Source organism: Bacillus sp. FJAT-27251 (assembly GCF_001273925.1).
Lineage (GTDB): Bacteria > Bacillota > Bacilli > Bacillales > Cytobacillaceae > Mesobacillus_B.
In genome coordinates this window covers 2,715,054-2,741,874 of record NZ_LIGG01000001.1, presented here as the reverse complement: position 1 = coordinate 2,741,874, position 26,821 = coordinate 2,715,054, and the positions used below count along the sequence as shown (strand labels likewise).

Here is a 26,821-nt window from a genome sequence, read left to right as displayed (position 1 = left end):
GTGGTGTGATGATCAACAGCGTCAGCACAGTCCGGCAGAACCAGATGGCAATTCATAATATGGCAGAGACCGTCTGCCTCCCGGATCTCTGCCAATGATGAAATTTATGCCTTCACGTTTTCCGGTTTTAAATCCTTTGGACCAAACGTGGCTTTCGGTGACCACCATAACGGGATTTTGATGCTTTCATTTGTCAGTTTACCTTTTCCATTGGCGACATCCCTGGCAGTTTCATAGCCTGCCTGTGCATGGCGGACAACACCGATTCCTGAATCCACTGTCATTGCCACTTCAAGTCTCATATCCGATTCAGCTGTACCATCGGCAACCATCGTCACCCCAGTATGAACCGCTTCACCCATAGAATAGTTCGCCTGAAGGGCGATAAGGTCGCACATGCCAACGGCGTTCAGGAGCCCGTTCAATACCGGCCAGTCAGAAATTAGGTCGCCGCCATCCTTCATGTTCTCAGATTCAAAGGTAGGATTGACAATGGAACCGGAATCAAGGTTATCACGAGAGAAGGCAACCGGACCGGCAAGCTCACCGCGCCTGATCATATCATTTACTTCCAAGGCAAATGCCTTACGCTGTCCAAAGCCCATATAGCAAATGCGGGCAGGCAGTGCTTCAATTGGAATATGTTCCTTCGCAAGCTTGATCCAGCGAGTTACAAGGAGGTCATCACTGAATTTCTCCAAAATCATATCGTCAATTTTTCTTAGGTCTTCCGCCTCACCTGACAAGCAGATCCAGCGGAATGGTCCACGGCCTTCGCAGAAGAGCGGGCGAATATATTCAGCCACGAACCCTGGAAGACGCTTGGCTTCCTTCTCATCCATCCCAGCATCAATACACTCTTTGCGGTGGCTTGTGCCATATTCAAATGAATGCACACCGAGGTCCATGAATTTGATTAGCGCTTTTAGCTCGCGAACCATCGTTTCACGCGCTTTTTCAAGGTAAAGGGCGCGATTCGTATCACGAAGCTCTTCCGCCTCTTGAACAGTGTAGCCTGATGGCAAATAGGAAATTGGGTCATGTCCAGGAGTCATCGATGTTGACATATCCGGCAAGAATCCTTTTTGAAGGACTTCTTCAAAAATATCTGCAGCATTTCCGACAACCGCAACACCAAGCGGCTTTCCTTCAGCGGCATGCTGTTTAGCCATTGCAATCGCTTCATCCAACGAATCAGCCAGGCAATCAATAAATCCTTTTTCAATTCTTCTCTTGATAATCTCAACATTCGAGTCACATAGAATAGCCACACCGCCGTGCATCGTCATTGCCCTTGTCTGGTTTCCACCCATCCCGCCGGCCCCCGCTGTTAAAAGGATCTTTCCGACAAGTGAATCATTATAATGAAGGCGGGCAATCGCTGATAAGGTCTCAAACGTTCCTTGGATAACACCTTGGGTACCGATATATTCCCATGGAGCCGCTGTATAGTTTGCATACATCGTCAGGTTTTTGTCCTGAAGGTCATAAAATGTTGGCCAGTCTGCTTTCATAATATTGGTCGTTGCCATAACAACCGTGGGGGCATACTTATGCGTTTTGAAGACGGCAACAGGCATTCCTGACTGGACAACAAGCGTTTCATCATCTTCAAGCTCTTTTAAAGATTTGACAATAGCATGATAAGACTCCCAGTTACGTGCGGCCTTTCCAATCCCTCCGTATATTACAAGCTCCTCCGGCTTTTCCGCGTTTTCCATATTATTTTCAAGCATCCGCAAAATGGCCTCTTGTCTCCAGCCTTTACAGCGAAGTTCCGGACCTCTTTGTGCTTTAACTGAGTATAAAATTTCTGGTGTTGACATAACGATTCCTCCTTGGATTTTATAGTTTTTGTTGTACTCACCTTTATATAATGCAATTGTCGTGCCAAGTCTCTTAAATTCAATAAAATAGACTTTTTTTAATAAAAAACGGCCGTTTTCATCGAATTTCAAATGGATCGAAGCTACTTTTGTCCAGATTAGCAAATCAGCGAAAAAGAAAAGTGCAGATAGATTTGGCACCTTTTTTCGTCTACATATCATAAAGTCACTGCAAAACTATGAAAACGGTTACAATATTCGTGGCGCAGATGATTTTTGCATGCAGACTATTTAAAATATTCTTAATCGATGTTATATTCATGACAGGTTATTATGGTTTCAGGGGGGGAATGGATTTGATTGCATCATCGATAGGGTCCCTAATTAGAAGTTTCACAGACGGAGTAATCGTGTTAAATGAAAAACACGAGATTTTATGGCATGACATCAACACAATGGACATACAGTCAAGTGTAACAACAGGAATACATATTTCAGCGCTTTTCCCATGCATTGAAGAAAAACTGGTGGAGAATGAAAAATACTCTGTTGAATTAAACGGCAAAAAGCTTTCCGTTGAAGTCAAGAAACTGACAATTGGAAATGACTACTTTATTCTTTGCCTTGAAGATACCACCAATTTATTAACAAACGAGAAAGCGAGATTATACTGTCTTGAAAATATTGTGGAATCCCTGAATGAAGGCGTAATGATGAGTGACCGTGAAGGAAAAATCAGATTATACAACAGTGCGCAGGAAAAATTGGAGGGGCTGGACAAGCAAGAAATTATCGGCAAACATTTATGGTCAGCCTATAATTATAATCCGCAATATTCTGAGCATAAGCATACCTTTAAAACCGGGAAGCCTATTTTTTCAAGGTATCGGGCACACTCAAGGGTTAATGGAGTGCCGAAATATGTAAATTACAGCACCTATCCCATTCAAAAAGATGGCGAAACTATCGCAGTTTTTTCGCTTAGCACGAATGAAACGAATCTCAAAAATCGCCTTCATGAAACGATTGAGTTAAAAAGGCACTCTAATCAAGGGGATTCGGTGAAACAGACACTGAAAAATGGAACAACTTTTACCTTTGACGATATTAAAGGAAAAAGCCTTGCACTAAAAAACCTGATTAGTGAAGCACAAAATATTTCCGTCCATAATACGGATGTGCTGATTGTTGGCGAAACAGGGACAGGGAAAGAACTGTTTGCCCAAAGCATGCATAATCACAGCCCTCGAGCTAACAAGCCCTTTGTGGCTATTAACTGTGCGGCCATTCCGGAAACCCTATTGGAAAGTACCTTATTTGGAACGGTCAAAGGGGCGTACACTGGTGCTGCCAATCAAATTGGACTGTTTGAGTATGCAAAAGATGGCACACTGTTTCTCGATGAAATCAACTCAATGCCAATTACTTTGCAATCAAAGTTAATGAGGGTCCTACAGGAGCGGCTGGTCCGCAGGGTCGGAGCAAATGAAGTAATCCCGGTAGAATGCACTGTCATCAGCGCATCAAACGAGGATCCAGTGAAACTGATTGACGAAGAAAAAATGCGCCTCGACTTATTCTACAGAATTGCTCATACAAGTCTTTATATTACCCCTTTAAGAGAGCGGACGGAAGATATTCATTTTTTCATTGAATACTTCCTTGGAAAATACCAGAAAAAATATATGAAAGCCATACCGAAGCTATCCAAGGACTTGCTTTCAACACTGATCCAATATCAGTGGCCCGGAAATACACGTGAACTTGAGCATTTGATCGAGAATTTAATAATCAGGACCAGTGAGTCAGATCAGCAAATGGATCTTGAACATCTCCCGGCCTACATCAGAAGAAAAATATTGCCGGATACGAAAAAGATCGAGGACAAAAAAAAGAATCCTTTCAAATCAATATTCACTACCTCTCAAGAGCATTATATTCAAAAGACTTTGGACCAGACAGACTGGAATATCTCCCAAGCCGCCAAAAAGCTGGGAATCACGCGACAAAGCCTTCAATACCACATAAAAAAACATGGTCTCGAAAGGCCCCCTACGGGAAGAAAAAGTTAACTATCAAGCCCATAATTGGAAAGCACGGGGACGGTTCTACTGCTTCCTATCAGGCAGTTAGCGCTCATCAGCCCTTTAAGCGGAAGAAAAATCTCAAAAAGCCTAATCCAACATCGGATTAGGCTCCAACCGAAGCATGAAAACCGTCCCCCTGCATCATTTCCGGCGTAGGACTGCAACCCCCAGAAGTAAAATGGGGATGATCAGCTGGACGGTTAGGAAATAAAAGGGCATGGTTGTGCTCATTCCTCGAATCATGTCCTCGAACGTGGGGATGGACCAGACCGAAAATAGAATGATTAAAAATCCGATTGGTAAAACAAATGGTTTATAGCTTGGCAATGTCAGCCATTGGGAAGTACCAAGGACGAGCATATAAAAAAAAGCGGATAGTTGAACGAAGCCGCCAAGAACCCACACGGCGATGACGATGGACTCGATATGTTCAAAAAAGGAACCGATGCTAATATATCTTGCCGCTTCAAACACCGGGAAGTGAAGATTGGCAATCATCTTACCAAATAAAAATAGGTTTCCCAGGTTAATGAAAACCATCGTCAAAACACTGGCAGCGACGGAAATCATCCCCCATTTCATCACCTTTTGCTGTTTCCTTACTAACGGCAGCAGAAACGACAGCAATGAAAATTGGCTTAACCAGGCGTGGGGGGCCAGTGACCCTTTAATAGAGGGCATGACCCCATCTGACATAACCGGTAAAATATTTTTCACATTCAAATCCGGAATAAGAAACAGATAAATCAGGATATAAAGAGCTAAAACAATCGGCAAAAAAATCATCGCGCATCGTCCAATCGTTTCAATCCCTCCATGGACAGCAATGGCGCAAGTTAGGGCAATGCTTCCGGTCACAATGATCATGGGAGTTTTATGCAAAAAGGCACTTTCGATGAACTCTCCATACTCTCTGAATGCAACGGCTGCATTGTGTAAGAGAAAAAACAAGTAAATGAACGCCACCAACTTACCAATTGTACGGCCAAGAATAGGCTCACAGTATTGGATAAGTGTCTTCCCTGGAAAAAGCCTGGAAAGTTTGACAATTATGGCGACGATTAGAATGCCGCTCAAAGACCCCCATATCGGAGAAAGCCACAAATCACGGTGGGCATGCTGTGCTGTAACATATGGAACGTAAAGAACAGCCGTCGCAATCACTGTTGCATACATTATGAAGGCTAGCTCCAAATAGGAAATTCTTCCTTTTTCAATCATGTTTGTACCTGCCTTTTCTAAAAGGGTTTAACTACCAAAATGGCTCAAATGGCTGGTAGATGAAATCAATCATTTGCCCGGGACCTGGCATTTCCGGAAAAAGCACCAGTAAAACAGCCAGGACCCAATTAATCACCATGATCGAAAAGAAAGCCGTCTTAATCTTTTTTTCACTTTTCTCCAATCTTGGCCATTGGAAGAAAAAGATTAGCCCCAGTATAACGCTTACCCCTACTATCCCAAGCATCTTCAACGCTCGTCACCCCGTTTGCGTTTCCCGGTTGCCAGACCTGTTCTTTCGATTTTTACCTTCGTGTCGAAGGTAACTGCTACCTCCGGAAAAATGTCATTCCACTCGTCTTTCTTTTGTTTCCAAACTTGTGGATATTTCCTCTCGAATTCTACCGCAAAACCAAAAACATCAGCATGTAACTTTTTCTGCACAATCGCAAAAGCTAACTTTTCCCTCTGTTCAATTTCACTCTTAACCTTTTGCTTAGCTTTTTTCATCATATCTGGAGTGAATAAGTTTTGTTTTGTCGTATTTTCAATCACTTCAAAGTCTGCCTCTGTTTTAATGTGCATGCTCCATTTGCCGTTTTTGATCGAAGGGATCAATTCATTATGGTCCCTTAATAAATCCAGGGAAATGAAGCCTGGCTCATCTTCAATAGAAATCGTAATCACGCCGGATTCAATCTCATTCCTTGGCCAAAGAATACCCCTTGTTTCTTTATCACTTAATTTTCCGACCATCTTTCCTTGCTTAAAAATAGCAGCCCCGTTAATAATGGGAATATCCTTATTTTTGTCCATCTGTGATGATGGCAGGTTTTCAACCCATGGCAGTACGGCTGCATTTGAATCACCGGATAGCATTTGCGTTAAATCCTTTACTGTTACCTGGACACCAATATGTGTTTTGACTAATTTGCGAAGTTGCTTTGAGGCGTCCCTTTCCAATTCGGGCATAGCTGTTAAAACGTCCTTTGCTTTTCCTTTAGATACAAATACATCGGCTCGTATCCGGGGCTTTGAGTGCCGCATCCAAAAATCAACTTGGCTATTTATTCCTTCCCTGGCTAATTCCTCTCCAATAAGGAGTACTTCGTTTTGCCCCCAAAAAATCTCCCTTGTCAGTGCTTCCTGGAGCTGTGTCATCGCATCGGCAACGGTTTCTCCCTCAGCTGATCTCACGAAGGACTGGCTGCTGCTGCCCCCGCCCGACATTCCCGACCCTCCTTGTCCACTTTGCGGCTGCGGAATAAAGACGAGAACGGAGAGTTCAACATTGCTTTTCTTCCCTTTATCCATACCCGCCGCTAAAATAAGAGCCAAGTCATTGACTTCGGTTCGATCCCAGCACCCTGTAAGTACCATTGAAGATAGGCAAATCAGAAAGGATAACGCCGAAGCCCTGGTTATAGCCTGAATCCTCCCCATCAGCTTCCACCGCCATTATTCTTTGGACTCGGCATTTGGTTCCGTGATTTACTGCTTGGGTTCGTCTCTTCGGAAAATTCTGGTCTTGTGTCCATTGCCCACCACGGGGCACGAACCAGGACATCCTTCAAATTTTGAACCTTTAGCGGTGCTGCCGAATTAAGATAAGGAACACCAAATGATTTAAGCGTGCACAAGTGTGCGACTATGGCGGTTATGCCAACCATGATGCCTAATAGCCCCATCATTCCGGATAAAATCATGATTGGAAAGCGGAGCATTCGAATCGAGATGCCAATTGCATATCTTGGCAATAAGAATGAAGCAATACCTGTAATGGCCACCACCATAACCATCGGTTGTGAAACCAATCCTGCTGCTGTCGCTGCTTGTCCGATCACGAGCGCGCCGACAATACTCACAGCTGCCCCAACTTGTTTTGGCAGTCTTACACCTGCTTCGCGCAGCGCCTCAAAAGTGATTTCCATGATAAACGCCTCAACCAAAGCTGGAAAGGGGATTTGTTCACGACTTGCAGCAATGGTTAACAGCAGCGAGGTCGGAATCATTTCCTGATGAAAGGTTAAGATTGCCACGTACGCTGATGGCGCAAGCAAAGCGATTAGAAAGAAGAGATAGCGCAGCCAGCGAATAAAGGTGCTCAGGTAAATCTGATTATAGTAATCCTCGGGTGCCTGCAATAAACTTGCGAACGTACAGGGAGCAACCAGGGTTATAGGGGTGCCGTCAATCAAAATAACCACACGCCCTTCCAGCAGACTGGCTGCGGCGACATCTGGACGTTCCGTGTATAAAAGCTGCGGGAAAGGAGAATATGGGGAGTCCTGGATCATCTCCTCAATATATCCGCTTTCCAAAATGCCATCAATCTTAATTCGCTTCAGTCGATTGGTAACCTCTTCAACTAAAGTCGGGTCAGCAATTCCTTCAATATACGCCACGACGACATGTGTTGCCGTGTACCTCCCAATATCCATTTGTTTTAGTTTTAATAATGGGTGACGGATTTTCCTGCGTAAAAGGGAGGTGTTCACGCGTACTGTTTCAATAAATCCTTCTCTGGGACCACGAATGACCGGTTCGGCGGTAGGTTCGGTAATGCTGCGTTTTTCCCACTTCGGCAGACCGATCGAAAGTCCCTTTGCCTGGTTCTCTATTAAAATGATGGAGTTGCCATTGGAAATTTGTTTGAAAATATCCGGTATCGTTTGAATTTCCTTCACGTCAGAAACAGATATTTCGTTTTTTATTCTCGCAAATAAAGAATCGTGTTCCGGACTTTCCAGTTGGATGAGTGGCATAAGCACGTGCTGATCGACCTCTTCGGTATTTGACAGGCCATCTATGTAAAGAAGAACAGCATCGATCTCGCTGCCAATACTAAATTCGCGGAATACCACATCCAAGCAATCCTTATAGACGGATTTCAGCATGTCTATATTTTTATTTAATATTGGACTTAGTGGAATTTCCGGTATGGAGTCCAACGATTCTTCCAATTGGACATTCGGAATTCCAGCCTTTTCTTTCCTTCCCCACATAGATTTCATAACTTGGCCCCTTGATTTGATTTACGCCTATTTTTGGTTACTTCTGTGATAATTATGCTGAAATTCTATATCTTGGATAATGGTATGATTTCGCGGAGCAAATACAAAGTAGTCGTGGCGGATTTGACAGAGTTTGAGACATCAATGGGCTTTTAGATTTTACAGGAAGTGGAAGTTGGAAGGTAAATCAGGGAATTTGGAAAGTAAATAGGTTTAATCGGAAAATAAATGCATCGAAATGGAAAGTAAATCAGAGAAAATGGAAAATAAACGGACCAAAGCGGCAAATAAAGCCTAATCCAGCAGCGGATTAGGCTTGAAACAAGCGAGAAATTCATTGAAACCATTGAAAGTAATAAATAAAAGCCGCACTGGCTGCAGTGCGGCTTTTAACTGTAGGGTTAAAACTGTTTCCCAAAAATATTTAAAAACCCGAGCTGATAAGATAAAAACACACTGACGAAAAACATGGCAACAAAGACACTCACAAAAACCCAATCACGAGTTTGGATGGTCATTTCATGATAATGAGTCCGGTCGGCTTCTCCGGTAAATCCTTTTGATTCCATCGCAAGCGCTACCCGCTCCGCTTTACGGATGGCATTGGCTAAAAGCGGAATGGCATAGCGCCGAAACTGATGCACACGCTCTTTGACTCCCCTTGCCCTCCCTACCCCTCGAATGCGATGGGCTTGCCTTAGCACTTGGAGCTCGTAACGGAAGGTCGGCAAAAAACGATAACCGGCTAAAATCCCGAATGTCAGCTTTGGCGGCAGCTTGCATTGCTGCATCAAACTTAACATGAATTTCGTGGAGTCGGTCGTTAAGATGAACAGCAGAGATAACGCTGCGAAAGAAAGAGAGCGCAAGCCTAATGAAATTCCGGCCTGAAAGCTTTCTGAAGTCACCTGGAACGACCAAAGGGAAAATAACACGTCCCCGCCAGAAAAAGCGCCGCCAGGATGGAGCATGGTCATCCAGGCAAAGCTTGCTGCCAATAAAAGAAAAGGCGAAACAATGATGACCCACCGCTTGAAAGCCACTTCGCCCGTGAAAAACGTGACTGCAACCGTAAATATCAAATAAATGAGTGGTGTCAGCGGATCGAACGTGAATGCCAGGAGCAGGGCTGGAATCAATACAGCAAAAGCCTTCATCGTTGGATTAATGGATGTTAGCATGCGCCATCACCACTCCCTGTTTGTTCTCGCTTGCTTGGAGATTTTCACGCAATTGATTGATTCTTGCCCGGAAAGGGAGCCTGAGTTTCGCCTCATGGAGGATGTCCGGTCTTTCCCATAGTTCATCCGGCTTTCCGCTGAAGCTCACTTCCCCTCCGTTTACGACATGCACTTTTTCACAATAACGGTCGACCAGGTCCATGTCATGTGTAACGAATACGATCGCTGTCCCCTGCTTTTGGAGCGTTTGAATCATCTGCATCAATTCTTTCGTTGTTTGCGCATCCTGGCCAAAGGTCGGTTCGTCGAACAGTAAAACACTTGGCGTGTCCTCCAGCATCGTCGCTACACTTAGACGCCGTTTTTGTCCGCCGCTTAAGGCAAAGGGATTGCTCCAAATATGGGACAGCAGATGAAAACGCTGCAGCAGCTGGTGTACGTTATGCTCAATTTGGTCCTGATTAGTCCGGTTTAGCTTCATTCCGAACGCGATTTCATCGTAAACCGTATCCGTAATGAATTGATGCTCAGGGTTTTGAAACACATACCCCATGACTTTCCTCATTTCACGCTCCGACCAAGCTTCATAGCTTTTATTCAAAAGCAATCTGCTACCTGTTTTAGGATTCAGAATTCCTGACATTACCTGCAACAACGTCGACTTACCTGCCCCGTTTTTACCGACGATGGCAATCAGCTCTCCTTCATGCAGTGAAAGGTTGATTCCTTTCAGGATTGGCTTCTTCCCCCTCGAGAACGAAACATCCCTTATGGATAAAACTTCATTTCTCATAATCGCGGATGTGTTACGTACCTTATTGTCACTTGGAAAGGGATCCAGAGTGCGGCCGGAGCTGTTCATCCATGAAACCAAGTCCTCTTCGGTTAGGGGTCGGTCGGTTTCAGGAACCTCTCCTCCAAATCCATCAAGAACGGTTTCCACGATTCTCGGGATGTGGATCCCTTCTTCTTTTAGCTGATGAGCTTGGCTATAAAACACATCTTCAGGCTTTCCTTCCAACATGATGCTTCCATTCCGATTGATGGCTACGACCCGGTCCGCCATCGGAAGCCAATCATCCAGCTGATGTTCGATAATCAATAAGGCAAAACCCCGCTCTTGTTGTAATGAATGGATCAATTGAATGAATTCAAACCGGGAAGCTGGATCCAGGTTCGCTGTCGGCTCATCCAGGATCAGTAATGCTGGATTTAAAAGGAGAACCGAAGCAAGGGCCACCTTTTGCTTATTCCCGCCAGACAATTCATGGATCGGCCGATGTTTTTCCTCGGTGAGCCCGACAGCACGTAAAATGCCGTCAATTTTACCAGCCATTTCTGCTCTTGGTGTTTTGATATTTTCAAGCGTAAACGCTAATTCATTCTCCACCGTCACCATGCAAAATTGACTCTCGGGGTCCTGAAAGACAACCCCGATTTCCTTGTTGATTTCTCCCTTTTTAAACTGGCTTAACGGGGTTCCGTTATACTTCACTTCTCCTGTTGCCCAGCCTTCAACACCTTCAGGGTAAAGGCCATTTAAGCAAAGAGACAGAGAGCTTTTCCCGGAACCGCTTGGTCCAATCAAAAGAATTGTTTCCTGCTGACGAATGGTCAGTGAAATTTCTTTTAAAAGCGGTTCCTTGTCGGAATCATAGCCAAACGAAAAATCCTCGACCGAGATGAGCGGCTTATGATGCTTTATGCTCACGTTTTTTCTGCCACTCCTTTCCAAGTGCATAGCTTCTCAACACACCCGTGTCGGCCAATCTTTCGGTGATCCACTTTCCTAAAAGGCCGGCAATCAGGGCGCCGCTAATCACACGAACAATCAGCATCGAGCTAAGCAGAGGGAGGGAAAGGGCAATATATCCGGAATGGTACAAACCCCAGGCAAAACTTGTCAAAGCGGCACCAATTCCGGCAGCAACAAGGACCCCTTTGGAATAGTTCCGGTATTTCGTGGCCGCAAAGGCTGCTTCGGCGCCAAGTCCCTGAATGAAGGCGGAAACAATCAACATCGGACCTGCCGGGGAGCCTAACAGCACCTGGACTCCCCCGGCAATCGTTTCAGAAATTAAGGCAGCTCCTGGCTTGCGAATGATGTAGGCGGTAATGATGGAAACGATAAACCAGATCCCGAAGATGACTTCATATCCAAAAGGCCCCAGGCCAAATGGCGTTAAGAGGTTGGTAATGCCCGTTCCAACCGTGAAAAAGAATAGGTAAATGACGGCAAACACGACACCTAGTATCGCCATCAGAACAATTTCGCGCAAATTCCATTTCGTCATTTGGATGAACTCCTTAAAAGGTATTTTAATCCTGCCTAGTTTTTGACCGGTCTATTTGTCCTTCTTTGATGGGCTGTTCGCTGAAACGATGGCTGTCATCGTCACATGGCTGCGTTCATGCGTTTTGGACGCATTAACAAAGGATTGCTCAAGGGTTTTAAACACATCGTTCGCATCCCCATCAAGGCGGGAAGCATAATGGACGCCCTTAGTGAATGTTCCGTGATCCTTTGCCACCTCTACCTGATCGGCGATGATCTGCATATAGTCGGGATTGTTCATCGGATAGAGCGCAAATTGGGTCGCCACCTCCACTTTTTCTTGGCTGGAGGCTTCTTCATTCAAGCGCTCATCATTCTCTGACATATAGCTGTCCCCTTCACTGTCTCCAGGGCAGCCGACAGAAAATGTTCCATTGAACACAACGTGTACACCCGTTTTAGCGGCGTGGATGAAAATAGCCTTGGCTACGTCAAAAACGTGCTCACTGCGTCCTCTGATGCATGTTGTTACATCATCCGTTTCCATCCAGACCTTGCTTGTATCCGTTTCTTTTAATGCGGCTAAAATCACCTCAACAAAATTGTCTGCCATCGGATAGATGGAAAAACGGCACCCTGCGATTCTGCTTGTTCCACAACTTAAACCTTGCATTCTACCTTCCTCCTATTTTTTTCATTTTTTATCCGTTTCGCTTTTCAGATTGGGGGATGCATGTATACTCGTAAAACACAAAAAACTGCATCTCCAAATAGGAAGATGCAGTGAATCATAAAGAGTATACAGCAAAATAATGAAGTCACTTGCACTTCCCCACGCTAGCATTACCTAGTTCTGGTCATGAGGGTCAGCAGGAATTTCACCCGCTTCTCAGCCTTACAGCTCCCCTAGTGCGAAACAAATATGAACATGTCCCATTCATTGTACGACAAAACTTACCAATAAGAAACAACAAATTTTCAGAACACGGGGACGGTTCCGCTGCCTCACCTGCTGACAGTAAGGAATGATCTGTCCTTTTATCCCCGCAAAAAGCCTAATCCCACAGCGGATTAGGCTTAAAATGGGGCAAGAGAACTCTCCCCGTGCATCATTATTGTAAATAGTCGGCATGGTTTTGGTCCTTTGAACTGTTTATCTCGGTGAAGATATTTTGCTGGTTAGTTGCGGAGGATTCGTTGCCTTTCTGATTGGAATCCTGTTGTTGTAGTCCATAGGAATTCAGTATTTTTTTTAACTCCCCCACCGTAACTGGCTTGGCGTCTTCCTTCAATTCGTACCCAAGCAGGCCGTTCGGTTCAATCGTGGCAACTTTAAGGTCCTGAAAGCGGGTAATCCCCTTGCCTCTGAGCCTCATCTCAAGCTGGTCGGCTGTAAGCCTCAATTTTTTCATATTTTTAATATCTAATTTTCCATTCACAACCACGGTTTTTGACTTTCCCGATAGCGCTGTCTCAAACCAGTTAAATTTCAATTGCAGGTACTCCAGGATCAGAATGACAGCCACAAAAGCGGCTGCGCCTACAACTGCTTTCACAACACTTTTATTGACGATTGGCTGTACAATGACCGTCCCAATCGAAATCATCACAACCGTTTGGGCTAGGGTCATCTGCGAGATCGATTTTCTTCCTGCAATCCTCAACAGAATGATTCCTGAAAGGATCAGCACAATCGCTTTCCAAAGAAACGACATATCCATCCAAATCATCTCCCCGACTTTTTATATGAACAGCTTATCCATTTACAGGAAGAATTATTAGAGCAGGGGGACGGTTCTGCTGCCTCACAAGCAGAAAGAACCTTCAGTGGTGGTATCTGCAAACATAGAATATATTATTAATTAACACAATTTTTTATATTATAATGATTACGGTACTTCATAAATGTTTGGACAAAATACTTATTCACTAAGGAGATATTTGATATGCAGCTTACGTACACGGGAAAGACAAAAGATGTTTATGAATTGGAGGATGGGAATTATCTGCTTAAATTCAAGGATGATGTTACGGGTGTGGACGGTGTCTTTGATCCCGGAGCAAACAGTGTCGGTTTAACGATGGAAGGTGCAGGACAAGCCGGGTTGCGTTTGACCAAATACTTTTTTGAGATTTTAAAAGAAAAAGGGATTCCCACCCATTATATTGATGCCAATATTGAAGAAGCTGCTATGACGGTCAAGCCTGCAGAAATGTTCGGAAAAGGTCTTGAAGTCATCTGCAGGTATCGAGCGGTAGGCAGCTTTTTGCGCAGGTATGGGTTATATGCACAGGAAGGCCAGCACCTCGATGCCTTCGTTGAGGTTACCTTGAAGGATGATGACCGTCAGGATCCTCCTATTAGTGAGGATGCCTTGGATATGCTTGGCATTTTATCCAAGGATGAATATAAAGTGTTAAAAGCATTGACGCAGCAAATTGGGAATGTGGTCAAAGAGGAACTTGCCAAGAAAGAAATCGAGCTATACGACATCAAGTTTGAATTCGGACGTGTAGGCAGAGACAAACAAATCGCCCTCATTGATGAGGTCTCCGGAGGAAATATGCGTGCCTTTAAAGATGGCGAGTATATTGAACCATTGGAATTGGAAAAGGCATTGCTGGAGTTTTAAGAGGAGCAAGAAGCGTGGGCAATCCGGACGGAAAGACTGATAAAAAAAGTGGCCCAAATAATGTATTTACAGATTCTCTTAAAATAAATTGCCATGCAAGTAGAGTGAAAAATCCCGGTGATTTCCTCACTCTCTTTACATGGCTCTAATAATATTGAAGGTGAAAAATAACATGCACATAGACAACAGAATCTTAACTTCTTTTTGATTTGAAAAATAAACGGAGAAATTCCGTTTATTTTGGGAAATACCCATATTTCCCGAAAATTAAGGGAAGTTTTTCCGTTTATTTGATCAAAATCCTTGAATTTTGCCTTATTTTGAGACGTTAGTCGGAATATTTCCGCTTATATCCCCTACAAAAGCCTCTCCAATAGGCATTAGCCGGAATTTCTCCGTCTATGAAGTCTTGTCCTTACCCCACATTTCTGCGACTCGTTGCATCTCAGCATTTTCCGGACGGTCAATAGCAAAAAAGCATGGCGCTTAACCATGCTTTTTCGCAAACTGTTTTTTTCACTTTTTGCACCTTGAACCCTTAATTGGCAACTTATTTAGACAGATTCAAAGCATTCTTCGATACGAAGAACTCTTCTCCGTTATAAACGGTCACTCCATCTAGTGTTTTTGTGAAAGTCTTTTTGTTTTGTGTTACATTTGCATAATTTTTGTTAACTGGCAGTTCGATTTTGATGTTTCCTTTTTCCGCAACAAATACAGGGTTATGCTCGTCTGTTACATCGATGCGTGTTTTGTAGCTTTTATTTTCAAAAGCTTCTTTTGCGTTCACAAACAGATTGTCTGTTGTTTTTGCAAGGTCGACGCCCATGAATTTAGCCATGGTTTTTGCAATATCGGTGTTGTCGACCAAGCCATATGGCTTAGATGGGCCATAAGCATAAAGGAAGACGTCCTCGCCTGTATGTCCGCCAGTTGTGAAGCCGATGTTCGCACGGTTAGCGAGCATTTTGACCATATCAGATTGCAATGATTTCGATGCTTTTAAAGAATTGATTTCTGCATCTGACAGGTTATCCAAGCCATAAAGTTCCGCTACTTCCTTCATGTTGGAACGGTCGGATTTCAATTGCTTCAATGCACCTTCAACCGTCATCGTTGCTTTCTTTAACGGATCAATGTAGGAGGATACTGGAATTTCCGGATAATTTCCGTTCGTGTTTTGGTTCCCCATTGTGATTCCGCTGTTTCCATGGTCACTCACCGCAATGACCATTGTGTTGCCATCTTTCTTCGCGAAGTCGAGCGCTTCTTTCACCGCGTCATCAAAAGCCAGTACATCACTAAGAATACCGATTGTATCGTTGGCATGGGCGGCCCAGTCTGGTTTGCTTCCTTCTACAAACAAGAAGAAACCATCTTCATCTTTTGAAAGCGTATTGATCGCTTTCTTCGTCATTTCCGCAATGGAAGGTTCATTATTGTTTGTTGCTTGACGGTCAAAGTCATAAGCAAGAGCGGAAGGCGCGAACGATCCCCAAATTTTATCCGAAGATGAGTTAAGCAGCTCGTCCCTTGTTTGAACAAAATCATACCCATTTCCATCAATCACATCCAATAGGTTCTCGCCATCTACACGGGCGTTCCTTGTGGAGCCTGGTGCCAGCGATTCTTTCCCGCCGCCAAGGACCACATCGATTCCCTGGTACACTTGCTGTTCAGCAATATCCTGGTAATTGCTGCGGTGGGCAGCATGGGCAGAGAACGCTGCTGGTGTCGCATGCTGGATTTCCGATGTGGAAATAATTCCGGTCGCCTTTCCTTTCAGCTGCGCTCCCTCTAGTACGTTCGCCACAGGATTAAGCGCATCTTCCGGATCAATTGGGTCTACGCCCGGTGTATGTACAACTTTAGGTAAAAGTCCAACAACTTTGTCATTGCTTTTATTTCCTGTAGCAAGAGCGGTTCCTGCAGGTGCAGAGTCCGTAATCGCCGATTCAGCAGAATGGGTACGCACACCTCCGATGACGATCTCATCCATTGCAAGGTTTTCACCTTTATACCATCTTGCCAGAGTCGTCGCCCCTGCACTCGTGCCATCCATTACCATCATGATGACATTGGTCGGTTCCTTCTTTTTATCTTTCGCTTCCGTTAAATTCACATTCCCATAACCTAGTGATGAAAACGCAATGGCAGCGGCCATGGTAACCCCCGCTACCTTCTTTTTTACATGTTTAGCCAACCTTTTTCCCCTCCAATAATGCAATTAAGTTAATACAACCTAATCTTAGGATAGGATTATTTAGCCTGTTTTAACAAAGTGTAAAGGATTTTTAAAAGGTTATTATCAATGTAAATTTTTATAGGAGAAAGGAATCAAATATCAGGCTGCAACAGTACTGAAATGAGACAATGGATGGACATATCCTTTTTTCTAAAAGTTAAATGAAGTGTATACATTTTACCATGCTCACCCGTTGTATAAGTATAGGAGGATAAAAATGAATAAAGAGGATGCATTCACTTCCTATCTTATCCATTTAGGGGAGGAAGTGTTTCGGCTATTGCAAGTAAAAGGGGCTAAAAAAGAAGATGCCGAAGATATCATTCAAAATACGTTTTACAAAGTATACACGCTGTTGGATGACTTAACTGAGAGCAATATCCGCCCGTGGTTTTTTCGGGTCGCCCTTAATGATTATATTGATTTGAAACGAAAAAAGGAGGCTCAGAACATCAGCCTCACCGAGGAGATTCATGCCAAGCTCCAGCACACAGATGACGAGTTTGAAGCCATTTTGAATCAAGACGAGATTTTTTATTTAGTAAAAGATATTAAACAAGAATACAAAGAAATTTTCTTTTTGAAGTATTATTATGATTTTTCCTATGAAGAGATTGCCATCCTCTTGGATATGAAAGAAAACAGCGTTAAACAAAAATTGTACCGTGCCCGTAAATTTATCAATAAAAAGATAGGAGGAAAACGTTAATGGACACTTCGCTAAAAACTGCATTAAAAAAAGCGAAACGAAAACAACTTTTAAAGACCGTCCTCATTTCCATCATCGTTGTGCTTATTCTATTGCCAATCCTTTATCGAACTGGGAATTACTTTGCTGCAAAAAGTTCGGCAAGACTTCACGATAAGCTGTTTTTGTATCACTCCATTGCTCAACCGAATATTCAAATCGATTCTCAAGTGACGAGCAATTCTTCGATGTTTGGCGGCAGCATTGTGACGAACCGTTCCAAAAATATCAATGGTTATCTGGTCCGATGGAGTACGCTGACAAGTTCGTATGATTGGTTTGGGACTAAAATTGATTTCAACGAGTTGGTTCCCGGGTTTCATTGGTCGGATACAGAGTTTTATGAGTATGATAAACAGACCAAAAATAAAGTAGCGACCTTTTATCATCCATCCATTCGAGAGTATCATGATGGTGTCCAAAATGAACTAAGTGAAATTTCACAAATGGAAGACCATGTTGCCGAAGTGGCGATTTCTTTTGATCAGTCCTATACCTTCAAGGAAATCCAGGCGAAAATTCCAGACAATTTGAATATCATCTGGGTGTATATGACATCCGCTATGACAAATGAAAGCAATGGGCCTTCCGGTATGCCTGTTTACGGGTTCAATCCAGCTGATTCGCCCAAGGAGGCCTACGAGAACTTTGTTTCAGCACTGGAAAAATACAATGCCAATAGCCATGACGAAACCACCGAGGCGTTTATGGATAAAAACAAAAATAAACCATTTAATGAAGTAAAAATTCTAGGCGTGCTGCTAACTGGGCAAACGCAAAATTTTAAAGCACTGGAAAATCAAGACTTTATCCGCGGCGCCTCAGTAGGAGCCACCGCGCCAATCGTGCCCTATATTCAACCTGAGAAATAAAGCATGGTGACGGTTCTGCTGCCTCATTAAATATTTTCTAGAAATATGAGGAAGAATAATGGTCATGCTTTGTAAAAAAAGAGACTTAAATTATGACGAAAGAAATGAGGTATACCATGGGATTGAATGATTGCGACTTTTCCCCCCTCAAACTCCAAGTAAGCGAAGGTCTCCAAAATATTATGGTGGAAATTGATCAGGGCTTACATTTTTTAGACAACGATAAGTATTGCATGCTTGGAAGAATTGAAGACATCAAGAGCAAAATTGAACAAATTGAAATGGTCGCTGCGACTTTTTACTTCAATTGTTATTTATCGCCTTTTACGGACAAATACCTCGACATATCCACCGCCATCCAGCACCTTTCCAATCAGCGGCATGGCGCTTTAATTGTGATTGAGCGTGAAGATCCATTGGATGCCATCATCCGGCCTGGGGTGCCTATCGGTGCACATTTAACCCACCCGCTGCTGGAATCCATTTTTTACCCTGGGAATCCCCTTCATGATGGTGCTGTATTAGTTCGCAAAAATGAAATTGCATCCGCTGGGAATGTATTACCGTTAACGAAAAGGCCGACCGGTGGAAAAAAGCTGGGAACCCGCCACCGTGCCGCCTTAGGATTATCCGAGCGAAGCGATGCACTTGTACTAGTTGTCTCCGAAGAAACAGGCAGGATCTCTTTTGCGATTGACGGGAAACTTTACCCGATCACAACATCGAGTTCCATTTTATAAAACATGGGGACGGTTCTCCTGCCTCACATCCATCGCGGGTTAGGCTTAAACCGAAGCAGGAGAACCGTCCCTCTGCATCAAGAAAAAAACTGGGTCAAATTTATGGAATAAGCTAGTGATAAATTGGTTGCGAACTTTGAGAGGATGGCGATTGGGATGAACCTTCTCGCCTTCACTCCACTAATTCCTGCACCTACACAAATGATTTCATCAGGTAAAATTGGAATAATAAAAAGAAGGGCCACGATCAATACCTCGTTTCTTTGCACAAACCGGTGATATTGTTCTATTTGTTTTTCCTTAACGAGTCTCCTTACGAGTTTCATACCGCCCACTCTAGATAAAACAAACATCGTCAGAATTCCCATTACAGTTCCTGAATACCCTAAAACAAAAGCAGAAAATGGCCCTAAAACGGCACTTCCAGCGACTACGGTCATCATCTCGGGCAGAGGCAGGACAATGGGCTGGGCAAAGCAAATGAAAAAATAGATGAGCTTAGCCAGTGACATATGTTCCCTAAGGATGGATTCTATTCCTTTAGCATCCGTTATCGCTGTTAACCGGCTAATCCAATAGATAAGAAGCACGGCCAGGATTAAGAAAAAGCAATAAATACATACAGTCCTTAACAGATTGAATAATGCTTTTATTTTATCGGAAAATAACTCCGCAGCCTTTATATTCATAATGTTCCACTCCTTTTATTCCTGTTAGGCACATTATGAAAGATAATCCTTAAAAATAAATCCGGGATTTTCTTAACGATTCTTAAGTTTTACAAATTAAAAAAGCTTATGAAACTGTTGTTCATAAGCAATGTGTTAGATCCGATGTTCAATTATAATGGTGAGCCATCCTTCGGAATATTCCGCTGTGATGTGTCCCCCATGCAGTTCTACAATTCTTTTCGATATGGCAAGTCCCAGACCGGTCCCCTGGATGTCACTCCGGGATGTTTCCCCGATTACAAAGCGTTCGAATAACTGATTCACCTCTTGTTTAATAGGCTTCTCCGTCTTATTGGACAATCTCAAAACAGCTGATGAGCCATGGACCTCAAAGGCAGCCTTTAGTACGGAGGGCTTTTCACTGTATTTCTTCGCGTTAATCAAAATATTTTCATACACACGGACCATTTTTTCTACGTCCATTAACAGAATAACAGGCTCAGCGATTATCGATTTTTCGATAGTCATTTGCTGACTGTCGAAAATGGGAATGTATTCGCCGAGCATTTGCTCCAATAAAGCGGATAGATCAACCTCTTCTAAATTCAACTTTACATCAGGACTTGATAATCTGGTGTATTCAAACAACTCATCAATCAATGAATTCAATCTCTGGGACTTGGCATAGGTCATTTCCACATACTCATTTAACTCCAATTGACTTCGATACTGACCTTTCCGTATTAAATCCAGATATCCGATAATGGAAGTTAAAGGGGTCCTTAGATCATGGGATACATTTGTAATAAGCTCATTTTTAGAACGTTCCAAATTTCTCTCATACTCGAACTTACCTTCAAGCTCTTTAGACATGAAATTGATATTCCGGGCAAGCTGGGCCAATTCATCTTCGCCATTGACATCTATGGTCAATCCCAGGTTCCCTCCTGCTATCTCGTGGACACGCTCACTTATCTCTTTTAAATAAATCATTCTGCCGCGTACGAGAGCAAGAAAAACGGCAATAAAAACAAGAATGATGATCAACATAAGGGTGTTATAGATTGTCAAACCGTAATCGGTCAGTTGATCTGCTTGAAAAAGCCTGAAAAAGGTTTGGGAAAGCACAGCCAAAACTAGGAAGGAAACACCGAAACTGATGGCAATGCTTCCTAGAAGCTTAAAAACCAGCCTATTTCTCATCCTCATATCTTGTAGCCTACTCCCCAAATGGTTTTAATATAAATCGGCTTTTTAGGTTCTTCTTCAATCTTCTCCCTGATTTTCGTAATATGGACCATTACGGTGTTATCGGACTTAAAAAAATCTTCCTTCCAAACCGATTCATAAATCTTGCTCACACTCATGACAATCCCTTTGTTCCTTGCCAGCAGTTCGAGGATGTCAAATTCCTTTGGGGTCAGCCTGACTTCCCTCTCTCCGACATAAACAAGCCTTGTATCTGTATCAATCCTTAAATCTCCTATTATAAGAACATTCTTTTCGCCTTCTGATTGGAGGTTGTATTTCTTATATCTTCTTAAATGGGATTTCACTCTGGCAATGAGCTCTAGAGGATTGAACGGCTTTGTCAGATAATCGTCTGCACCAGAAGTCAGCCCTTGTATCTTATCCATATCCTCCGATTTTGCGGAAAGCATGATAATGGGCATATGGCGTTCTTCCCTGATTTTCATACATGCTTCCATTCCATCCATTTCAGGCATCATGATGTCTAAAATAATCAGATCGAACTCTTGCTTCTCTAATAAACGAAGTGCTTCATAAGCCGTTTCCGCCTGCGTTGTTTCGAGCCCCTCATTCTCCAGGTACACGGAAATAAGGTGTCGTATCTCTTTATCATCGTCCACAATTAATATTTTCCCATTCAAACTTTTCACATCCATTCATCCCTGGTTGCCGCAATTCAATATATAGGCTGGAGGAAAATTCCGATATTCTCTTTTGATKGTCACTTTGCCAAAGGATTCTTTAAAGTATGCCTTTTTCAATAAGGTATATTGAAAAGTAATAAATCTTCCTTTTTCCCCTAACAATTTCCTGGTTTTATTTAAAATATCATCAGACACTTGCTTTGGCAAACTCGTAAAGGGCAATCCGGAGATTATATAGTCAATCCTTTTAAAATCATACGTTTTCACAAAATGATCAATATCTTCTGCGGATCCATTTACGATTAAAAGATTTTCGGTATCTTTATATTTCCGCTTTAAAAAGGAATAAAAATTGCGGTCGCTTTCAATCAGCATGACCCAAGTATCATCACTTCTCTTTTTTAGGATTTCATCTGTAAAAACCCCTGTTCCAGGACCATACTCGACAATAAACTTCGCGTGTTCAAAAGATACCTCCTCTGCCATTTGCTCGGCGAGATAATGGGTGCTGGGCAAAAAAGCCCCAATCCTTCTTGGACTTTTCATAAACTGGCGTACAAATAAAAAAGACTTCATTTCACTCCACTCCAAATGTTCAATTTCATACTCTAAGCATAAAATCAAAACCTGAAGAAATACTGGGAGAAATTATTAAGAATGTTGAAGAATATAGCCCATTGAATGAAAAGCGAAAGGCATGCAAACACTTCTGGATTTAAAATAAATAAAAAACCAGTAAAGCCACTGAGCTGCTTTACTGGTTGTAGTTCGATTTTTAGTGAAGTATATTTACACTTTTATATCCGCCAAACTGCTTTTAACACTGTCAATCTGTTTTTTCGTCTGGCTTCTGAAGAATCCCAGGTCGTTCATGATGGTAACAAATTGGAAACCTTGCTGAATTCGTTTTGCTGCTGCTTCCGCCGATCCGGTGACGATTCCCGGGACGATATGGTGTTTCTTGCAAGCCTGAAGCACTTTGTCAATCGCGGCTTGTAGATCAGGGTTGTCGTTGTCGCCAAGGCAGCCCATATCCTGAGACAGATCGGCGGTTCCAATAAAGATGCAGTCAAGGCCTGGCGTTTGGCAAATCTCTTCTATATTTTCGACGCCCTTCCTTGTTTCACACTGCATGATAACATAGGTGTTATCGTTCGCTTCGCCTTTGTTGTAATCTTCATACCATCCCCATCTTGGTCCGCGGCCGGCGCCTATCCCTCTTTTCCCCAATGGCGCGAGCTTCATATGCTCAATAATATATTGAGCATGTTCCTTCGTTTCCACCATGGGGATCATCAACCCATGAATCCCGACATCCAGCATTCGCGCCATCATCGGACCATCATGAGGGTCATAGACACGGGCAAGCGGCGCCATATCATATAGTTCCGCGGCCCGTATCATATTCACCATGGTTTCCATATCGGTTTGGGCATGCTCCTTATCAATGAGGACGAAATCGAGCTCATTAAGTCCTAAAATTTCTACATTAGTCGGTGAGCCGGAAGCGACGAACGCACCCAACACATACCCGTTGTTTTCCAGCTTCTCCTTGACTAAATTTCGCATCTTCATTCCATACCCTCTCCTTTGAACCAGTTGCTGACCACTTAATAAACTTCCAAGTGGCCAGCACATTTTAAGCGAAACATATTATTGTATTTATTTACGGTAGTTCTCAATGAACTTAGCATAGGATTCGTTGTACTCTTCTCTCAGTGGATAGAAGATGTCCATATTAAGCACTGGCACAGGACTGTCATAGACATCGATATAATGCTCAACGCCAGCTGGAATCGTAATCCAGGAACCTTTGGTCATGCGGTACGGAGAACCATCCACATAATAGTCACACTCACCTTCGAGGATAAGCGCAATCTGCTCATTTTCTTCATGGGAATGCGGTTTCTTCTCATTGCCATTCTCGATTTTATTGATTGTCAGGTTAATATGCTCGGCGCCCATGCCGAATACCTTCCGCGTGATGCCTTCTCTCACAAATTGCCAAGGCAGGTTATCCAGATTACCATAATCAATTTTTGTCATTTTTATATCCTCCTGTTTTTTATCCTTATTTTTGGTTCATTTTTATCCTTATTGAAAATTGAACAGCTCTTTCGGATTCTTTTTGGTCATGATGTTAATTTCTTCTTCGGTGATGCCAAAATGTTCTTCCAGGGCTTTGACGAAATTATACATTCCTTCTACCGGTGAACCATTGGCAGCCTGTCCATAATCGGTATCGATGATGATGGAGTCCACGCCACAAGCATCGATCATCTCTTTGGCCACGGACAGATCTATTACTGCTTCCACTTTCGAACCGCTATCTTTAAACACACAAGCGTTAATCTCGATATAGGCGCCCATTTCCGCCCATCTCTTCATATCTTCAATCGTAGCTCCTACCTGATAATGCGGATGCGTTACGAGGACACGCTTCATCCCCAGTTCAAAGGCTTTCTTGACTGTGGCGTCCACTTCGATCTCATTGCCATGCCCGGTAGCCAAGACCATATCGTGTTTGGCCATGTACTCAATTACTTCCACCGCTTTCGGATTAAGAATTCCGTTTTCATCGGCGATGACGATGGGCTCTTCCTCTACCTCCGAAGCGCCTGCTCCACCCACAAATGCCGAACCTTTATGATTGTCGATATGCGTTTTAGAAGAGACCGTCGGAAAGTAAACCATGGCCGTTCCCAATTGCCGGGCTTTATCCACTGCATTGACATTTAGGCCGCCAACCGCGTTGTTCAAAACCAGGCATCCGTAAACCTTGCAGGTACCGTTTCCTAAATGCTTCTCAACCATTTTCGTCCCCAGGAGTGCAGGAACATAGTGATCTTTTACCACGAATCCTGCATAGCCAGCTTCTTCCGCCAGCTTAAGCATCTCGGCCGCATCCACTGATCGTTTCGCTGTGGATGGCCCGCAGTGCACATGCACATCATACATCCCTTTTAAAATACTTCTATCCATAGCTATTCCTCCTTACAATCTTATGAATTGCCAGACTTAATGCCCTGATAGCCCGGCCTCCCTCACTGCTGGTGTGAAGGATTGTGCCATTAAGGTTGATAGTTTTTGATAAAAATAGGGCAAGCGAGAATTAGATCCCGGCCGTGATCCTGTATATACCGGTGTTTGCCAGGATACCGGCGATGATGGAAATCACGATGGCCACCAGGAACAGCATGTTAAAGACTCTCGTTCTTTCTTCCGCAGTAGGTTTGAATAATGTCCCATAGGCGGCCAGGACCATAGCGCCACCTAGCGACAAGGGACTAATGGAAGCGGTGAATCCGCCATTGATGACTGTGCTGATCAGTTCCACATCCATGAACGAATTGCCAGTCGATGCATTCAGCGATTCCACTGTCGAAATCAAAGTGGGAATCGGCCCCGCAATTGCAAGTGCGAAAAAGGACATAATCGACGAAGTGATTCCAAGCAGAGGTGCCAGCGTCCACTCCGTCGAAACGGAAGACAGCACGCTAGCCAAAAGGGTCAACCCGCCCAGGGTATCAATGACGCTCAGAAGATTCCCAATCCCGATGCACAGGAAGATCGTTTCCCAGGGAACACCGACAAAGGCACTTTTTTCATCGGCAGTCTTAGCCAGCAGCAGGATGATGCTGAAAAACAGCGCCGTGAGTCCAGCATGCGTTTTTAAAAACATGATGGCCAATATCATCAATACCAGCATCAGCAAGGTTAGCTTTTGCTGGCCATTCATAACCGGAAGTTCGATTGGGCCTGCATCAGCCTCCAAAGACGCGGCAGCAGCAGGCTGGTTCCTCTTCCACCCGCGGAAACCGAAATAAGAGATCATCCCCGCGATTGAGAAAAGAATCACACCATTCAGGAGGATTTGTGCCGTGTAACTAGGAAAACCTGCTGAATCGATGATCAAGTTGGCTGTGTTCCCAAACACCCCCACCGGTGTCATAAGGGTTGCGTTCGCTCCAAAGATGGTCAGCACTCCTATCAAAATAGGATTGTATCCCATCTGGTACCCGACGCTCATGGTTATCGCCGGCAACACCACATAACTTGTCAAGCCACCTGGGTCAACCACTGTTATGAGAGCGCTTACGATAAAGACCATAAGAGGATAAAAGGCTGCCAAACGTCCAAATGAGGCAAACAGCTTCTTGGACAGAAGTTCCAAGGATCCATTGTTCTGTGCAATCGCGAAGAAGAAAAACATTCCAAACAAATTCAGGAATAGACTCGTAGGAAAACCAGCTACAATCTCATTGCTTGATATCCCGCCGATCATTCCCAGTACGATTGCCATCGCGAGCGAGATAATGCCAATATTCTTTTTGGTGTAAACTCCCAGTGCGATGACAAAGATGAGGGATAATAAAGAAATTGCTTCCATCCAATCCCTTCCTCCTATACTTTTAATTTAGGTTGTTTTTCAATAAAATGATTTTCTATCACCCTCCATAAATGCTTTTGTAATTATATCTTACAAAATAGAAGAAAGCGCTTTCGATATCATTTGATACACAATATTTATTATTTTCACTTAAAAATGAAATAGAAGAAAAGGTGGGTGTTGTATAATGGGATGAAATGAGGACTGTATATAGAGGAGGAAAGGCCGTTTGCGTAAAAACAATCTATTTTTCGAAAACCAGTTTACAGATTTCAAGCCACTTTTATTGGAAATCGGGGAAAGGTATTTGCTGGAGAAAGGCAGTATCATCACCAATGATATTGAGCCTTTATACCTGTATTATGTGGAGAAAGGCATTTTCAGATTATCGGTCAATCACATCGAAGGAGTCAGCAAGACGATTTGCTTCCATGGTGAGGGTTCGATTTGCCCCTACTCCTTAAGCAGGCCGATCAATGGAAATTTCCATATTGATGTCGATTTCTTCGCGATCACCGCCATCACCGACATCGAGACGATCCGCATTCGGCCGAAGGATTTTTTTCATGCACTGAGGAACAATCCTGATTTAAGCATCGCGATGCTGGATTATGTCATCATGCACTCCAACCTCTTCATGCATGAATCGATTACCCTTAGCTATGATTCCGCCTTCGTCAAGACTTGCAACATCGTTTACATCTATACCCACTATTTGAACAAGATGGGAATCAACCTTACCCAGGCCGAAATCGGCGAAATCATCGGGGAGAAAAGGCTCGAGGTCGCACGCTCCCTGAAGGTGTTGCGAGACCAGGGCATCATTAAAACATCCAGAAATTGCATTGAAGTCCTTGACCCGGATGCACTTAAACTCAACTGCAATCCTGATTTTGTTTCCTGATTGCACAGTTCATCCCCAACCAACACGCAAAATATTGCCCCTTACCACGCTGACTGCCTGCTGTTTCTGCAGGTATAGCCAAAACTCCTGATGCTCCCTCCTTTAAAAATCACCTAAGC

25 protein-coding genes and 1 riboswitch are annotated in these 26,821 nt (G+C 43.5%); of the genes, 6 read left to right on the top strand and 19 right to left on the bottom strand.

From position 1 onward, the window contains the following. Positions 1-104: 104 nt before the first annotated feature. Positions 105-1,826, bottom strand: coding sequence for an N-tau-methylurocanate hydratase (locus tag ADU22_RS12910; protein WP_053364563.1), 1,722 nt, complete (start codon positions 1,824-1,826; stop codon positions 105-107). Positions 1,827-2,182: 356 nt separating this feature from the next. On the opposite strand from ADU22_RS12910, the gene ADU22_RS12905 reads away from it, so the two are divergent. Further along, a complete protein-coding gene (locus ADU22_RS12905; protein WP_197280054.1) occupies positions 2,183-3,898 on the top strand; it encodes a sigma-54 interaction domain-containing protein in 1,716 nt (571 codons plus the stop codon). A gap of 156 nt (positions 3,899-4,054) precedes the next feature. Here the strand turns inward: ADU22_RS12905 and ADU22_RS12900 are convergent, their stop codons facing one another. The 9 genes from ADU22_RS12900 to ADU22_RS12860 form a co-directional block, all read right to left on the bottom strand. Next, positions 4,055-5,134 (bottom strand): GerAB/ArcD/ProY family transporter, encoded by a 1,080-nt coding sequence (locus ADU22_RS12900; RefSeq protein WP_053362516.1) that lies wholly within the window; start codon positions 5,132-5,134, stop codon positions 4,055-4,057. A 31-nt stretch (positions 5,135-5,165) separates the two neighbouring features. Then, a complete protein-coding gene (locus tag ADU22_RS12895; protein ID WP_231687954.1) occupies positions 5,166-5,381 on the bottom strand; it encodes a hypothetical protein in 216 nt (71 codons plus the stop codon). Between the two features lie 2 nt (positions 5,382-5,383). After that, positions 5,384-6,577: a Ger(x)C family spore germination protein gene (locus ADU22_RS12890; protein WP_069187983.1), complete on the bottom strand. Its 1,194-nt coding sequence runs from the start codon at positions 6,575-6,577 to the stop codon at positions 5,384-5,386. Beyond that, positions 6,577-8,148: a spore germination protein gene (locus ADU22_RS12885; protein WP_053362513.1), complete on the bottom strand. Its 1,572-nt coding sequence runs from the start codon at positions 8,146-8,148 to the stop codon at positions 6,577-6,579. The genes ADU22_RS12890 and ADU22_RS12885 overlap by 1 nt, the downstream gene beginning before the upstream one ends. A 401-nt stretch (positions 8,149-8,549) precedes the next feature. Then, positions 8,550-9,329, bottom strand: coding sequence for an energy-coupling factor transporter transmembrane component T family protein (locus ADU22_RS12880; protein WP_053362512.1), 780 nt, complete (start codon positions 9,327-9,329; stop codon positions 8,550-8,552). Next, the gene (locus tag ADU22_RS12875) at positions 9,313-11,040 is read right to left on the bottom strand and encodes an ABC transporter ATP-binding protein (RefSeq protein ID WP_053362511.1); all 1,728 of its coding nucleotides are present in this window, start codon (positions 11,038-11,040) and stop codon (positions 9,313-9,315) included. Before ADU22_RS12875 ends, ADU22_RS12880 begins: the two co-directional genes overlap by 17 nt. Next, complete coding sequence (locus ADU22_RS12870; RefSeq protein WP_053362510.1) at positions 11,021-11,623, bottom strand: ECF transporter S component; 603 nt, start codon at positions 11,621-11,623, stop codon at positions 11,021-11,023. Before ADU22_RS12870 ends, ADU22_RS12875 begins: the two co-directional genes overlap by 20 nt. Positions 11,624-11,674: 51 nt before the next feature. Further along, on the bottom strand, positions 11,675-12,277 hold the full coding sequence (locus ADU22_RS12865; RefSeq protein ID WP_053362509.1) for a YkoF family thiamine/hydroxymethylpyrimidine-binding protein: 603 nt from the start codon (positions 12,275-12,277) through the stop codon (positions 11,675-11,677). A gap of 139 nt (positions 12,278-12,416) precedes the next feature. Next, positions 12,417-12,522: riboswitch (TPP riboswitch) on the bottom strand. A gap of 194 nt (positions 12,523-12,716) precedes the next feature. Next, positions 12,717-13,319: a DUF421 domain-containing protein gene (locus ADU22_RS12860; RefSeq protein ID WP_053364562.1), complete on the bottom strand. Its 603-nt coding sequence runs from the start codon at positions 13,317-13,319 to the stop codon at positions 12,717-12,719. Positions 13,320-13,550: 231 nt separating this feature from the next. On the opposite strand from ADU22_RS12860, the gene ADU22_RS12855 reads away from it, so the two are divergent. After that, complete coding sequence (locus ADU22_RS12855) at positions 13,551-14,237, top strand: phosphoribosylaminoimidazolesuccinocarboxamide synthase (protein ID WP_053362508.1); 687 nt, start codon at positions 13,551-13,553, stop codon at positions 14,235-14,237. A gap of 550 nt (positions 14,238-14,787) precedes the next feature. Here ADU22_RS12855 and ADU22_RS12850 read toward each other — a convergent pair. Then, positions 14,788-16,401 carry an alkaline phosphatase gene (locus ADU22_RS12850; RefSeq protein WP_053364561.1) on the bottom strand — a complete coding sequence of 538 codons (1,614 nt, stop codon included), beginning with the start codon at positions 16,399-16,401 and terminating at the stop codon, positions 14,788-14,790. A gap of 298 nt (positions 16,402-16,699) precedes the next feature. On the opposite strand from ADU22_RS12850, the gene ADU22_RS12845 reads away from it, so the two are divergent. The 3 genes from ADU22_RS12845 (at position 16,700) to cdaS (ending at position 18,842) form a co-directional block, all read left to right on the top strand. Beyond that, a complete protein-coding gene (locus ADU22_RS12845; protein ID WP_053362507.1) occupies positions 16,700-17,191 on the top strand; it encodes an RNA polymerase sigma factor in 492 nt (163 codons plus the stop codon). Beyond that, a complete protein-coding gene (locus ADU22_RS12840; RefSeq protein ID WP_053362506.1) occupies positions 17,191-18,102 on the top strand; it encodes a sigma factor regulator N-terminal domain-containing protein in 912 nt (303 codons plus the stop codon). Before ADU22_RS12845 ends, ADU22_RS12840 begins: the two co-directional genes overlap by 1 nt. A gap of 92 nt (positions 18,103-18,194) precedes the next feature. Continuing rightward, the gene (cdaS, locus tag ADU22_RS12835; protein ID WP_502688744.1) at positions 18,195-18,842 is read left to right on the top strand and encodes a sporulation-specific diadenylate cyclase CdaS; all 648 of its coding nucleotides are present in this window, start codon (positions 18,195-18,197) and stop codon (positions 18,840-18,842) included. Between the two features lie 77 nt (positions 18,843-18,919). On the opposite strand, the gene ADU22_RS12830 is transcribed toward cdaS, so the two are convergent. The 8 genes from ADU22_RS12830 to ADU22_RS12795 form a co-directional block, all read right to left on the bottom strand. After that, positions 18,920-19,531: a TVP38/TMEM64 family protein gene (locus tag ADU22_RS12830; protein WP_053362505.1), complete on the bottom strand. Its 612-nt coding sequence runs from the start codon at positions 19,529-19,531 to the stop codon at positions 18,920-18,922. A 135-nt stretch (positions 19,532-19,666) separates the two neighbouring features. After that, a complete protein-coding gene (locus ADU22_RS12825; protein ID WP_053362504.1) occupies positions 19,667-20,722 on the bottom strand; it encodes a sensor histidine kinase in 1,056 nt (351 codons plus the stop codon). Continuing rightward, a complete protein-coding gene (locus tag ADU22_RS12820) occupies positions 20,719-21,405 on the bottom strand; it encodes a response regulator transcription factor (protein WP_069188073.1) in 687 nt (228 codons plus the stop codon). Before ADU22_RS12820 ends, ADU22_RS12825 begins: the two co-directional genes overlap by 4 nt. Before the next feature lie 15 nt (positions 21,406-21,420). Further along, positions 21,421-21,984, bottom strand: coding sequence for a class I SAM-dependent methyltransferase (locus tag ADU22_RS12815; protein ID WP_053362502.1), 564 nt, complete (start codon positions 21,982-21,984; stop codon positions 21,421-21,423). Between the two features lie 213 nt (positions 21,985-22,197). Then, the gene (locus ADU22_RS12810) at positions 22,198-22,983 is read right to left on the bottom strand and encodes an HpcH/HpaI aldolase family protein (protein ID WP_053362501.1); all 786 of its coding nucleotides are present in this window, start codon (positions 22,981-22,983) and stop codon (positions 22,198-22,200) included. Positions 22,984-23,070: 87 nt separating this feature from the next. After that, complete coding sequence (locus ADU22_RS12805) at positions 23,071-23,454, bottom strand: cupin domain-containing protein (protein WP_069187982.1); 384 nt, start codon at positions 23,452-23,454, stop codon at positions 23,071-23,073. A gap of 48 nt (positions 23,455-23,502) precedes the next feature. After that, on the bottom strand, positions 23,503-24,390 hold the full coding sequence (locus tag ADU22_RS12800; RefSeq protein ID WP_053362499.1) for a DUF6282 family protein: 888 nt from the start codon (positions 24,388-24,390) through the stop codon (positions 23,503-23,505). Positions 24,391-24,520: 130 nt separating this feature from the next. After that, entirely contained in the window at positions 24,521-25,798 is a 1,278-nt protein-coding gene (locus ADU22_RS12795) for an SLC13 family permease (RefSeq protein ID WP_053362498.1), read from the bottom strand. 229 nt (positions 25,799-26,027) lie between these two features. Between ADU22_RS12795 and ADU22_RS12790 the strand changes: the two genes are divergently transcribed. After that, entirely contained in the window at positions 26,028-26,702 is a 675-nt protein-coding gene (locus ADU22_RS12790) for a Crp/Fnr family transcriptional regulator (RefSeq protein ID WP_053362497.1), read from the top strand. Positions 26,703-26,821 lie beyond the last annotated feature (119 nt).